10 protein-coding genes are annotated in these 12,926 nt (G+C 62.2%); 7 read left to right on the forward strand and 3 right to left on the reverse strand.

The genetic code is table 11. The features are described from left to right. Positions 1-85: 85 nt before the first annotated feature. A complete protein-coding gene (locus tag HYG82_RS35010) occupies positions 86-673 on the forward strand; it encodes an AsnC family transcriptional regulator (RefSeq protein WP_179261891.1) in 588 nt (195 codons plus the stop codon). 339 nt (positions 674-1,012) lie between these two features. Here HYG82_RS35010 and HYG82_RS35015 read toward each other — a convergent pair whose 3' ends face one another. Next, positions 1,013-1,948 carry a DUF4382 domain-containing protein gene (locus HYG82_RS35015; RefSeq protein ID WP_179261893.1) on the reverse strand — a complete coding sequence of 312 codons (936 nt, stop codon included), beginning with the start codon at positions 1,946-1,948 and terminating at the stop codon, positions 1,013-1,015. Positions 1,949-2,056: 108 nt separating this feature from the next. After that, complete coding sequence (locus HYG82_RS35020) at positions 2,057-2,728, reverse strand: stage II sporulation protein M (RefSeq protein WP_179261895.1); 672 nt, start codon at positions 2,726-2,728, stop codon at positions 2,057-2,059. Between the two features lie 94 nt (positions 2,729-2,822). On the opposite strand from HYG82_RS35020, the gene HYG82_RS35025 reads away from it, so the two are divergent. The 3 genes from HYG82_RS35025 (at position 2,823) to HYG82_RS35035 (ending at position 6,298) form a co-directional block, all read left to right on the forward strand. After that, positions 2,823-4,121: an amidohydrolase gene (locus tag HYG82_RS35025; RefSeq protein ID WP_179261897.1), complete on the forward strand. Its 1,299-nt coding sequence runs from the start codon at positions 2,823-2,825 to the stop codon at positions 4,119-4,121. Between the two features lie 162 nt (positions 4,122-4,283). Then, positions 4,284-4,871 carry a hypothetical protein gene (locus HYG82_RS35030; RefSeq protein ID WP_179261899.1) on the forward strand — a complete coding sequence of 196 codons (588 nt, stop codon included), beginning with the start codon at positions 4,284-4,286 and terminating at the stop codon, positions 4,869-4,871. A gap of 137 nt (positions 4,872-5,008) precedes the next feature. Beyond that, positions 5,009-6,298 (forward strand): adenosylhomocysteinase, encoded by a 1,290-nt coding sequence (locus HYG82_RS35035; RefSeq protein WP_179261901.1) that lies wholly within the window; start codon positions 5,009-5,011, stop codon positions 6,296-6,298. A gap of 252 nt (positions 6,299-6,550) precedes the next feature. Here the strand turns inward: HYG82_RS35035 and ddfA are convergent, their stop codons facing one another. Next, entirely contained in the window at positions 6,551-6,808 is a 258-nt protein-coding gene (gene ddfA, locus HYG82_RS35040; protein WP_179261903.1) for a DdfA family disk-determining factor, read from the reverse strand. Positions 6,809-7,110: 302 nt separating this feature from the next. Between ddfA and HYG82_RS35045 the strand changes: the two genes are divergently transcribed. The 3 genes from HYG82_RS35045 (at position 7,111) to hjc (ending at position 12,895) form a co-directional block, all read left to right on the forward strand. Beyond that, positions 7,111-11,409, forward strand: coding sequence for a PAS domain S-box protein (locus tag HYG82_RS35045; protein WP_179261905.1), 4,299 nt, complete (start codon positions 7,111-7,113; stop codon positions 11,407-11,409). A 56-nt stretch (positions 11,410-11,465) separates the two neighbouring features. Continuing rightward, positions 11,466-12,284, forward strand: coding sequence for a CPBP family intramembrane glutamic endopeptidase (locus HYG82_RS35050; RefSeq protein WP_179261907.1), 819 nt, complete (start codon positions 11,466-11,468; stop codon positions 12,282-12,284). 86 nt (positions 12,285-12,370) lie between these two features. After that, complete coding sequence (gene hjc, locus HYG82_RS35055) at positions 12,371-12,895, forward strand: Holliday junction resolvase Hjc (protein ID WP_179261909.1); 525 nt, start codon at positions 12,371-12,373, stop codon at positions 12,893-12,895. Positions 12,896-12,926: the final 31 nt, after the last annotated feature.

Below are 12,926 nucleotides of genomic sequence, written 5' to 3' on the forward strand. Positions count from 1 at the left end.
GGTGATAAGTGAATTCCGACCAAGCCTTTCGTATCGAAAGCGATAGCCGCCACGTTCTTTGCAATCGAACTCCTATCCGTGCGACATGCGCGATCTCGACGAGACGGATATGACGATTCTACGACTGCTGGGCGACGACGCTCGTCGGCCGTACAGCGACATCGCCGAGGAGGTCGGTCTCTCCGGGCCGGCTGTCTCGGACCGCGTCAGGCGTCTCGAGGACGCGGGAGTCATCGAAGGCTTTACCGTCAACGTCGACCAGTCGCAGCTCCGGGCGGGCGTCCCGGTGTTCGTTCGGGTGTCCGTTCCCGCGAGCGAGGTCGACGACTGCAGAGCCGCGATCGCCGCCGCCGATGCCGTCGAACACGTGTTCGTGTCCGCGGACGGCGATATCCTGTTTTACGCTCGTGCGCAGGTTCAGCAGGTCCGCGAGTGGCTGGATGGGATTCTCCCCGGCGACGACGCCGACTACGAGGTGACGCTGATCGACGACGCCGAGTGGTCACCCTCGCTCGACGGCACGTCGTTCGCACTCACCTGCGCCGAGTGTGGCAACACCGTCGACAGCGAGGGAGAGTCGACCCGCATCGACGGCGACGTCTACCACTTCTGTTGTTCCTCCTGTTCGAGCCGGTTCGAGGGACGATACGAGCGGCTCGAGGAAGGAGTGTGACGTCCGGTTCCGGAGCTGCCGGCGCGTAACGCTTTGTACTTCTATCGACAAAACGAGCGCCGTCCGAATCAGCAGTAGGGTGCGTTCCGCCAGCGATCCGTCGCGAGTCCGCGGACTGTACACCTGATCCACTACGGTCCGTCGCGAGTCCGCGGACTGTACACCTGATCTACTACCGTCCGTCGCGAGTCCGCGGACTGTACACCTGATCCGCCACGGTGCGATAACGGGACCCGGTTGTAACCGATCGGCGAATTCGCGGATTCGTTCGATGGCGCGGGTCGAAACTCCGACAGTACCCGAAAAGAGGCCGTCTCGTACTCGAGCGGAACGATCGCGTCAGTCCTGCTTCGGTCTTTCTTTGGCGTTACCGTTATCGGTACCGTTACCGTCAGGGGTGTCGCTCTCGCCTGTGTCTCTCTCGTTGCCGTCTCGTTTCTCGTTCGCTTCTTTCTTCTCGTCGACATCGCGGATTTCGACGTCGTCGCCCGTGCCGCTCTGGCTGACAACCGGCTTGAGGATGTACTTCTCGCTCCCACCGGCTTTGTGCGGTGCGATGTCGTAGACGAAGTCGACCGATTCGTTGTTCCCGATGGTAAACGTCGTGTGCAACTGGAGCTTGTTGCTCGGTAGCTTCACGTTCGTTTCGGTGCCGTCAGTTAGGATTCCCTCGGTGTCGCTCACGTAGATGAAGACCGTTTCGTACTCGCCGGCCGGCAATTCGAACTCGTCGATCATGGACGCGTTCGCGCCTTTCAACTCGGTGAGGTCGACCGTTCGTTCGTCGACGTCGTATTCGACCCACTGCTCCTCGGACGCGCCGTCATCTTTCCCGTCTTCGCCTCCGTCATCTCCGTTGCCCTCTTTCCCTTCGTCTTCGTCGTCGGGTTCCGTCTCGTCGGCTACCGTTTCGTTCGTCGATTCGTCATCGTCGGCCGATTCGGTTCCGTCTTCAGTTCCGTCGTCCGACTCGGTCTCGTTCTCGTCGGATTCGTTTCCGCCGTCGCCTTCGTCACTCTCCCCGTCGGTTGCGTCTCCGGTCTTCTTGAAGCCGACTTTCGTGATCGTCACGTTGAGGTGTTTGAAGTTATCGATCTGGCTCGGTTCGTCACTAACGTAGAACGCGGCCGTTCCCGTTTCGCCGCTCGAGTCGTCCGCCATCTGCGGATCGTCGCTTTCCGGACTCTGTGCTGGCTCCCCGCCCATACCGCCTGCACAGCCGGCGATTGCGACGAGGGCCGCCACGAGTATCAGTTGGATCGCACGTCTGTTCATATCCGATGACAGTCTATCAATCAGATAAAAAGGGGGGCGTCGATCCACTCCGTTCAGGATCGTTCAGACCCGTAAACTGGCCGAAATTGGAGGGTCGCCCCGTTCGAATTAGGGGGGTGTCTGCCCTTGCCCGGTAAACAGCGTCTCGAGTAGAGCGGACGTGACGAACGCCTCGACGAAGGCGGCAACGACGAGCAGTAGCCACGCGACGAAGACGAAAATGGCGGTCCGATAGAGATAGGGTTTCGAGAAGATAGCGTCTCGAGTGCCGCGAACGCGCTGTCCGATCCGATAGAGGAGTCGGAAGCCGACGCCGGCGGCGACGAAGAGCGCGGAGAGTTCGAAGATTCCGTGCGGGAGCAACCCAACGAGGATGTAGCCGACTCCCGCGTCGCTGGCGACGAACGCGCCGATATTTCCGACGATAATACCGTTGAAGAGCATCGCCCAGGCGGTGAGCAGACCCAGGGAGAACGCGCCGAGTATCGAGACGACGAACGCTCGCGTGTTGTTCACGAGCAAAAACCGGGCTAACTCGAGTTTGCTTTCACCGCCGATATCCGGGAAGAGCGGCTCACCGGCGGCCTCCTCGATGATCTCGAGCAGATTGTATCCGGCGGCCATCAGGGCGATACCGACGAGAATCCCGACCGCGAACAGTCCGGTGGCGAACTCGACGTATCGTCTGTGTTCGTCCCACGCGTCCCGGAGCGCCTCGCGCGGAGGATACCCACCACCGCTTCCGGTCCGATCACGCTCGCGTCGAGTTTGCTCGTCCATAGTTTCACGTGACCGATATAAACCATAAACCCCGCGACTCGTCTCGCCGCCGTCTATCGACAGGCTAAGGCCCTCCGAGGAGAACGCTGTTCCCATGACCATGCTTGCGATCACCGAGGGGCGGATCCTCCGACCCGATCTGTCGGTGACGGCAGCCGACGTACTGATCGATCGGGACAGCGGCGAGATTTCGGCGATCGGTCCCGATCTCGCCGGCGACGCCGACGAGACGCTCGACGCGGCGAACTCGCTGGTCACGCCGGGGTACGTCAACGGACACTGTCACGTCGCAATGTCGCTCCTGCGGGGGTACGCCGACGACAAACCGCTCGACGCGTGGCTGCAGGAGGACATCTGGCCCGCGGAGGGTGCGCTCACCTCCGATGACGTTCGTGCCGGAGCCGAACTGGGCCTCCTCGAGATGATCAAATCGGGGATAACCGCCTTTGCGGACATGTACTTTCACATCCCCGATATCGCCGATGCAGTCGAGACGGCTGGCCTCCGTGCCCGCCTCGGTCACGGTATCGTCACCGTCGGCAAGGATGGCGACGCGGCCCGGGAAGACGCCAGGACGAGCCTCGAGATCGCTCGCGAGTTCGACGGCGCGGCCGACGGCCGTATTTCGACGGCGTTTATGCCCCACTCGCTGACGACGGTCGGGAGCGAGTATCTCGACGAATTCGTTCCCGACGCTCGTGCGGCGGGCGTGCCGGTCCACTATCACGCAAACGAGACCGAAGACGAGGTTGCACCGATCGTCGACGAACGCGGTGTTCGGCCGCTCGAGTACGCGGCCGAGATGGGAATGCTCGAACCCGAGGACTTCGTCGCTCACGCCGTTCACGTAGACGATACCGAGATCGACTTACTCGCAGAGGCCGGGACAGGTGTCGTCCATTGCCCGGCGTCGAACATGAAACTCGCCAGCGGAATGGCTCCCGTTCAGCAACTGCTCGAGGCAGGCGTCACCGTGGGGCTCGGAACCGACGGCGCCGCCTCGAACAATGACCTCTCGATGCTCGACGAGGCGCGCGACGCGGCCATGCTCGGTAAACTCGCCGCCGACGACGCGAGCGCGGTGCCCGCCGAGGCCGTCGTCGACATGTTGACCGGGGAGAGCGCGGCTGTGATCGGTCTCGAGTCCGGCCGCCTCGAGGTGGGTGCGCCGGCCGACCTCGCCGTGATCGACCTCGAACAGCCGCATTTGACGCCGCCACACGATCTCGTCAGTCACCTCACCTACGCGGCTGCGGCGGCCGACGTCCGCCACACCGTTTGCGATGGACGGATTCTCATGCGCGACCGCGAGGTCCTCACGCTCGACGAAGCGGCGGTCCGGGAAAACGCGCTCGAGGCAGCCGAGGCGTTGTCGGCTCGAGTCGACGGATAGCCGCGAACTCGAGTCGCAGAACTGTCACGATCGGTAAACGGAAAATAAACTCACAGATATTCAGATAAACCATCTGAACGAATCTCTATCGGTTTTGTCTCCAGACAAACGCCGAGAACTGCCGGCCGGCTTTATCTCCGATATCCTGAAAGTCACGATCGAATGCAACGGAACCAACTACTCACGATCGCACTGGTCGCTACCGTCGTTCTGACCGCGTTTGCGCCCGCCGCCACGGCGGCGCAAGACGGCGACGGGGACCTCTCGGTCACCGCCTCGACTGGAAACGACACGGCGACGACCGCGACGCTGACCGCCGATGCCGACAGCGCCAACGAGACCGACGACGACACCAACGAGACCGACGACGACACCAACGAGACCGACAACGAAACCGAGACCGGGCTGAACTTCGGCGCGATGGTTTCCGAGTTCGTCTCGAACCAGCAGAACGACTCCACCGAGTCGGTCGGCATCGCGGTGGCGAATTTCGTCCTCGACAATAACCCGGGTAACCCGCCGGAACACGCGGGCCCGCCGGGTGAGGACGGCAACGAGAGCGGTGACGAGCACGGACCGCCGAGTGCAGATGGCAACGAGAGCGGTAACGAGAGCGGCCTGCCAGGTCACACGGACCAGCCGGATGAAGATGGAACCGGGAACGGGGACGAATCGGGCGGTGGTCCGCCGGATCACGCCGGATCGCCCGGTAACGACGGGATCGAAGCGACGGAAGTCACCGAAGAATAACGCGAGACCACCGCGTTCGATCAGACACGTAGTACACCCACCACCGTTTTGACGCCCGTGACCCCCGTTCGCGCCGTTCGAAATCGCCCTCGGGACGGTTCGGTACCGTTTTGGCCTCGGTCCCTCTCAGTCGACTCATGACCGATACCGAGTACCCCCCGATCAGCGAGCAACTGACGGACGTCGACGAGGCTCGCGAGGAGGGGCGCCGGAAGATGGACTGGGCTGCACAGCACATGCCGATCATGGAGCGGTTGCGCGAGGAGTTCGCCGCAGATCGGCCGTTCGAAGGCGAACGGATCGGGATGGCGATGCACGTCGAGGCGAAGACGGCGATCCTCGTCGAGACGCTCGCGGACGGCGGCGCGGAGGTCGTCGTCACCGGTTGCAACCCGCTATCGACCCACGACGACGTCTCTGCGGCACTCGACGCACACGAAAACATTATCAGCTACGCTCGACGCGGCGTCGACGACGAGGAATATTACGCCGCGATCGAGGCCGTCATCGCTCACGAACCGACGATCACCGTCGACGACGGCATGGACCTCGTGGCCGCGATCCACGACGACTACCCCGAACTGATCGACGGCATCATCGGCGGTGCGGAGGAGACCACGACCGGCGTCCACCGCCTGCGCGCGATGGACGCGGACGGGGCGCTCGAGTATCCCGTCTTCGCGGTCAACGACACGCCGATGAAGCGTCTGTTCGACAACGTCCACGGCACGGGCGAGTCCTCGCTCGCGTCGATCGCGATGACCACGAACCTCTCGTGGGCAGGTAAAAACGTCGTCGTTGCGGGTTACGGCTACTGCGGCAAGGGCGTCGCACAGAAGGCGTCGGGACAGAACGCGAACGTCATCGTCACCGAGGTCGAGCCTCGCCGCGCGCTCGAGGCCCACATGGAGGGCTACGACGTCATGCCCATGGACGAAGCCGCCGAAATCGGCGACGTCTTCCTGACGACGACGGGCAATCGTGACGTCATCGTCGAGGAACACTTCGAGAAGATGAACGACGGCGTCCTGCTCGCCAACGCCGGTCACTTCGACATCGAGATCGATCTCGAGGCGCTCGACGGACTCGCGTCCGACCGCTACGAGGCCCGCGACGGCGTCGAAGCCTACGAGCTGGCAGACGGCCGACGCCTGAACGTCATTGCCGAAGGCCGCCTCGTCAACCTGGCTGCGCCCGTTTCGCTCGGCCACCCGGTCGAAGTGATGGACCAGTCGTTCGGCGTCCAGGCCGTCTGCGTCCGCGAGCTACTCGAGAACGGTGAGTCGTACGATGCGGGCGTCCACGACGTTCCCGACGAGCTCGACAGAGAGATCGCCGAGATCAAACTCGAAGCGGAAGGCGTTGACTTCGATTCGTTGACCGACGCTCAGCGCGACTACATGGAGAGCTGGGATCACGGAACGTAATCTCGACGGTATGGGCGGTTATCGAATCGGTCGACTGTCGTCCCTTCCTCGATGAAACGAGGCCGTTTCTCAGCGACGAGTTGGTGGCGTAGTTCAAAAATGCATTCTCTCCCGATCGTGACCCCTGCGATGAAACCCGTATCGCACCGATGACGATCGGTTCTCTCGATCCTGCACGATCCGAGAATGACTGGCGGGACGTGGACGGATCGGAAGCGCACCCGGGCCAGAACGCGATACTGGTGCCGTTACTTACCCTCGTCTATGGACCGTTCCGTCGACCGCTATCGTCCCGTCGTGTCGTACTTCGACCAGTAAGCCATCGTACTCGAACTCGACGCGAACGGGCGCGCTCGAGTCGGACTGGAAGAGCTGGTCGAGTGCTTCCGGATCAACGACGTAGTACAGCGGATCGAGTTCGTGTGCGTCCGTGTTCGTCTCGCTTGCGATGGCCTCGATGACCCGGAGACTCATAGAATCGTGGTGGTAGTCTAAGGTAGTGCCAGTCATGCTGTTTGAGACAACGGGACCTGGCGGTATCGGGTTACCCGTTATATGCATAATTTTGCTCCTGGGACGACACTACGTGTATAGTGTCTCGGTAGCCGATGCTTGTCAACCGGCCTACACGGCTTCTAACGTTCGATATCGGCACCAACGAAGGGTTCGAGTATTGTCACGAATACGTCGCGGGGGCGAGCGATATCGATCGAAACGGCTCGCTTTGCATAGCCCACTGCTGAAAATATCGCTCTGCCAGTGTCTGAAAAATTAACCGCACGTGTCATTGCTGGTCGGGACGTAACGGGGTTATGTTCGTTGCCGTGGCCAGCGTTGGTGTACTTGCAGATGCCACAGCTGAGATGTTCGCGATCCTCTCGAGTGTAGTTGGTATCGTCAGTATGATCGGAGCGATCGTCGAACTTGCCATCGAGATACCGATTCTGAACCGCGTCGCTATAGGGGGACCGCTGGGACCGGGAACCAGCTTGATTTTGATCGGTCTCGCCGCCAGGAGTGGATCCGATCGGGCGACCGCTATCGAACGACTCACGGGCGACCTTCGACAGTTCGTGAGTCGGCTCGACGGAGACGCCCCAGTCCGAGGGACCGAAACCGCCGAGACGTCCGAGACCGCCGACCGACTCGAGAACGTCGATGAACCGATCGACTTCACCCTAGACCGGGACGACGAAGTCGGGCGACTGTCCGAGGCGATCGACGATCTGGCAACGGCGGTGCGAGACCGAGAGCGACGGCGAACAGAGAACGAACGCTATCGCCAGCAGTTGTCCCGGATTACGTCCGATCCGTCGCTGGGCTGTGAAGCGACGATCCGCAGACTGCTCGAGCTGGGATGTGATCGGCTCGAGGTCGAAACTGGATTCATCTCCCGATTCGACGAATCGACCGACCGGTACGAGATCGAGACGGCTGTCGGACAGGCGACAGACCGTGAGGGAACGACGATGGACCTGTCGGAAACGGCTCTCGATGAGTCGCTCGAATCTGACGACGTACTGACCGTCTCCGACGCGGCGGAAATGGGAACGGAAACGCTGCTCGCCAGCACCGATGCCGAGATACATTGTTACGCCTGTGACACTATCGGCGTCGAAGGCGACCTCTACGGGGCGCTTTGCTTTACGAACAGGCAGCCTCGAGACGCCCCCTTCACGCCTGACGAAACGTCGTTTGTCGACCTGGTGGCCCGCTGTATAAGCCAGACCATCGAACGGCGGTCACACATCCAGGCGATCCGCGAGCGAGAGCGACGACTCGAGCGCGCGCGTGAGTTCACCGACGATATGTTGGATGCGGTCAATGACGTCGTCTACCTGCTCGACGAGGACGGCGAGGTGCGACGGTGGAACCAGAGTCTATGCGAGGCGACGGGCTATTCGAACGACGACATCGAGTCGATGCACGCACTCGATTTCTTCGACGAAGCGGATCACGATCGGGTGATGGATGCGATCGGCGAGGTACTCGAGTCCGGAAACGCACGCATCGACGTTCCACTCGTCACCAGCGATGGCAAACGGATTCCGTACCAGTTCACCGGATCGTGCCTCGAGAACCCTGACGGTGACCGGGTAATCGCCGGCGTCGGCCGGGACGTCAGCGAACGGCAGGCGAAAGAACGGCGGCTCCGGGAGCGCGAGGCGCGTCTCGAGCGGACGACGCACATGTTCAAGCAAGCCCAGCGGCAGGCGAAGGTCGGCGCGTGGGAACTCGACGTATCCGAGGAGCCGTTCGAACTCCAGTGGTCTTCCGAGATCTGTCGGATTCACGGCGTCCCCTCGGACGAGGATATCGATCTGGATCAGGCGATAGATTTCTACCATCCAGACGACCGGCCGAAGATCCGCGAGGCGGTCGAACGAGCCATCGAGCACGGTGAGACGTTCGATCTGGAGCTCCGAATCATCACGGCTGACGGCGATCTGCGGTGGGTGCGGACAATCGGTGATCCCTTCCGCGATGGCGGGGAGGGTGACGGTCTCTCCGACGGTTGGTCCGGCACGGATGACGGAGCGGTCGTCAAAGTGTTCGGGGCGTTTCAGGACATCACGGAACGCAAGGAGCGCGAGCGGGAACTCGAGCGCGCTGAGACGATCATCCAGGCCCTCGACGAAATGGTGTACACGCTGGACGCAGAGGGCCGGTTCCGTTTCCTGAACGACGCGACCGCGTCGATTCTGGGCTACGAGCCCGAGGAACTGATCGGCGAACACGTATCGGTGGTGATGTCCTCTGATCCCCTCGAAATCACCCGGGACCGGATCCGCGAATTACTTCGATCCAGCGAACTCTCCCGAACGTTCGAGACGCACCTCAAGACTGACGGCGGCGACGTGATCGACGTGGAGAATCACATGGCGCTGTTGCCGATGTCCGACGGCGAATTCGCCGGAACTGCAGGTGTCATCCGTGACATCACCGAACGCAAGGAGCACGAACGCGAACTCGAGCGGACGACCGAGCTACTCAAACAGGCCGAACGGCTCGCCGGCATCGGCGGCTGGGAGCTCGTCGAAAGCGGCGACTTGAGGGACCTTACCCTGACGGATGGGCTCCGCCGGCTGGCCGACGTCCCGCCGGATGCGGATATCGATTTCGAGCGGGCGTCTCAGTTCCCACATCCGGACGATCGAGAGTGGGTCATCGAAACCATCGAATCGGCGCTCGTGGACGGCGAGAGCTACGAGATCGAACACCGTTTGCAGACGGAACAGGGAAACGTACGGTGGGTGAGATCCATCGGTGAACCGCTCAGGGCCGATGGCGAGGGTCGTTCCTCGCGCAACGAGGGGGGGTCCGAGACCGACGCGGCCGCCGGAATACGCGGGACGATTCAGGACATCACCGCGCACAAGGAACACGAACTGGCGCTCGAGGCGCTTCACAGCGGTGCACGGGAGTTGCTCGGAACCGACTCCGACCGAGAGGCCGCGGAACTCGTCGTCGAGACCGCGGCCGACATCCTCGAAGCCACGGGCGTTGCCGTCTATCGACTCGACCCGGACGTAAACCGGCTGGACCCGCTCGCGTACACCGACGGGTTCGAGACGCTCAGTGACGGCGCTCCCTCGGTCGACGTGGGCGACACTGATGCGGTCTTCTGGAACACCTACGTCTCAGGGACGAGAACTGAGGTCGACGACCCGGAGACGTTCGATCGATCACGAGTCTTTGGTCCCACCGTCGAAAGCGGCGTCGTCGTACCGATCGGTGATCACGGTCTCTTCGCAGTTGCGTCTGGAGAGAACCCGATCGACGACGAGGCTCGGCAACTGATCGAGACGCTCGCCGCGACGACCGAAGCCGCGTTCGACCGCATCGAGAGCGAGGCCAGCCTTCTCGAAAGGGAGGCGGAACTCGAAGACCGAAACCGTCGGCTCAACCGCCAGATGGCAACCACGGAACTCATCAGGCGGATCGACCAGTTGCTCATCGGTGCGGACAGCCAGGAGGAAATCGAGCGGACCGTTCCGGAACGGCTGGTCGAGGCTGACGACATCGCCTTCGCCTGGATCGGCTCACTCGAATCCAGCGGCACACATCTCGTCCCTCGTACCTGGGCCGGCGAGGGACAGGAGTATCTGGACGATGTCTCGCTGTCCTACGACGCGTCGACCGAACCGGCCGCCCGAACCGCCCGGACGGAAACCCCGACCGTCGTCCCGAACGTCGTCGAGGGGCTTCAGAACGAGCCCTGGCGACGAGATGCACTGGATCGAGAATTTCAATCGGTCATCAGCGTCCCGCTGTCTTACGCCGAGTACACCTACGGGGTGCTCACGATGTACGCCACCGAGCCGGATGCGTTTGCCGACCTCGAGCGATCGGTCGTGACGGAACTCGGCGAGGGGATTGCAAACGCGATTACGGCGGTGAAAACGCGGGAAGCGCTACACGCAGAAACTGTAATCGAGCTCACACTTCAGATCGATGAGTCGACCGACCTGCTCTCCCGGATCGCGGCGATGACGGGTGCGCACGTCGAATACGACGGGCTCGGGACACACACCGCCGATGAGACGCTGCTGTTCTTCGCAACGAGCGGCATCCCGCCCGACGAGGTCCGCTCCGCGCTCGAGGAGATCGTCTCGGTCACCGATTACCGGCTGATTAGCGACGCCGACGACGACTGTCGCTTCGAGGTGTCCGTCTCGGGCGACACGATCGCCTCGCGGCTGGTCCGCCACGGCGGGAGTCCGCGCTCGATGCACGCAGACGGTGATCGGATCGAGGTCACCGTTGACGTCCCGATGGGTACCGACGTCCGCGAATTCGTCGAGATGCTCCGCGAGCAGCACGCACCCGTCGAGTTGCAGGGCCGCCGTCACGTCGAGCGCTCCATGGGAACCCGAAGCGAACTCGTAACGACGCTGTTCGATGCACTGACCGATCGACAGCTCGAGGTGCTCCGGACCGCCTACTTCGCCGGCTTCTTCGACTGGCCTCGCGAGACGAACGGTGAGGAACTCGCCGACATGCTCGAGGTGACCCAGCCGACGGTCAACCGGCACTTGCGGATCGGCCAGCAGCGCCTGTTGGCGCAGTTGTTCGAGACCGATCCGCTTTCGTCCGCCGGTACGTCGTAAGTTCCGGCGCCTTCGGCAGGGAAATATCCAAGGCCGCGGCTACCGTAGTCGAGGGTATGGAAACGCCCGTTCGTTCGGCTCGTCGCGAAAGTGCCCCGCTTCGATCGACGCTGGTCGCGATCGGTTTGACAATTTTCGGTCTGCTGGGGGCCGCCATCGCGACGCTTCCGGCAGTGCTCGTCGATCCGATGCTCGCCAAAGGGGTGGCCGCCGCTTCGATCGAAGGGCAGACCCTCTACATGATCCTGAACTTCGTCGGGATGGCACTGGCCGGCGCGATCTACCTCGCCGCAACCGGACGGGGATGGTCGTACGTCGACTTTCGTCTGCCATCCACGACGGGGTGGATATACGTCCTCGTCGGCATGGGTGCAAGCATCGCGTTTCTCTTTGTCGTCAATATCGTCGTGCAGCTCTTGTCCCTGCCCGCCGCCGAAAGCGAGGTCGTCGCGATCGTCGGACAGGATCAGACGATGATTCTGATCATGATCGGTATCGTGGTCTTCTTCAACGCACCAGCCGAAGAGTTTCTCTTCCGAAACGTCGTCCAGAAACGGCTCTACGAGGCCTTCACCAGGATGCAGTCGGTGTTGCTCGCGAGCACTATTTTCGCCCTCGTTCACTTCCCGATGTACGTCGCGCTCGCCGACTCGATCGCTGCAACGCTTACGTCGCTTGCCATCATGTTCGGCGGCGCGATCATCTTCGGTACCCTGTACGTAAAGACCAGAAACCTCGTCGTGCCGATCGCTGCACACGCCGCACTGAACGCCTTCCAATTCGGCGTGCTCTACCTCGCTATCGAATACAACGTGGAGGGCGTCGGGACCTCCCCATCGGCGATCGTCGGCATCCTTCCCTCCCTCCCCCCGTAACCGATTTCGGTTATCAGGTCCGCCCGGATCACCACTTTCGCTGCACTCTCCGGCCCTTTATTACCGCCCGCGGGTGAGAGACGGGTATGTCTCAGTCGAAGGGCGACCGCCGCGAACGGGAACTCGTCAACGCGCTCGACGAGGCCGGGTTCGCGGTAATGCGAGCGCCCGCAAGCGGTTCCGCGACCGAACGAGAACTCCCCGACGTTCTCGCAGGTGACGGCGAGCAGTTCTACGCGATCGAAGCGAAATCGAGCTCCGGCGATCCGATCTATCTAACCGGCGAGGAGGTCGAAGCGCTGATCTACTTCGCACGGAACTTCGGCGCGAAACCCCGAATCGGCGTCCGCTTCGACCGCGAAGACTGGTACTTTTTCCATCCCGGTGACCTCTACGTCACCGACGGCGGGAACTATCGCGTCAAGAAGGAAACGGCACTCGCCGAGGGAATCGACTTTCCCGAGTTCACCGGCCAGTCGGAGAAAATCACACTCGAGGAAGTCGGCGACGACCCCGACGACGACGGCCCGGACGAAGAGATTCTTCGCGTTCTGAACGCGGTCCAGCAGGGCGTGATGGGCGCCACCGAAGCCGCGGAACTGCTCGAGTGATCGGCCGTCGGATTTTCAGATCGAGTAATCG

The organism is Natrinema halophilum, assembly GCF_013402815.2.
In the GTDB taxonomy this organism is placed as follows: domain Archaea; phylum Halobacteriota; class Halobacteria; order Halobacteriales; family Natrialbaceae; genus Natrinema; species Natrinema halophilum.

What these genes read in the sequence shown, in the direction of transcription:
- HYG82_RS35015 (WP_179261893.1), bottom strand. Translation starts at nt 1,948, where the DNA reads ATGAACAGACGTGCGATCCAACTGATACTCGTGGCGGCCCTCGTCGCA.
- HYG82_RS35010 (WP_179261891.1), top strand. Translation starts at nt 86, where the DNA reads ATGCGCGATCTCGACGAGACGGATATGACGATTCTACGACTGCTGGGC.
- ddfA (WP_179261903.1), bottom strand. Translation starts at nt 6,808, where the DNA reads ATGACTGGCACTACCTTAGACTACCACCACGATTCTATGAGTCTCCGG.
- HYG82_RS35035 (WP_179261901.1), top strand. Translation starts at nt 5,009, where the DNA reads ATGACCGATACCGAGTACCCCCCGATCAGCGAGCAACTGACGGACGTC.
- HYG82_RS35025 (WP_179261897.1), top strand. Translation starts at nt 2,823, where the DNA reads ATGACCATGCTTGCGATCACCGAGGGGCGGATCCTCCGACCCGATCTG.
- HYG82_RS35030 (WP_179261899.1), top strand. Translation starts at nt 4,284, where the DNA reads ATGCAACGGAACCAACTACTCACGATCGCACTGGTCGCTACCGTCGTT.
- HYG82_RS35020 (WP_179261895.1), bottom strand. Translation starts at nt 2,728, where the DNA reads ATGGACGAGCAAACTCGACGCGAGCGTGATCGGACCGGAAGCGGTGGT.
- HYG82_RS35050 (WP_179261907.1), top strand. Translation starts at nt 11,466, where the DNA reads ATGGAAACGCCCGTTCGTTCGGCTCGTCGCGAAAGTGCCCCGCTTCGA.
- hjc (WP_179261909.1), top strand. Translation starts at nt 12,371, where the DNA reads ATGTCTCAGTCGAAGGGCGACCGCCGCGAACGGGAACTCGTCAACGCG.
- HYG82_RS35045 (WP_179261905.1), top strand. Translation starts at nt 7,111, where the DNA reads ATGTTCGTTGCCGTGGCCAGCGTTGGTGTACTTGCAGATGCCACAGCT.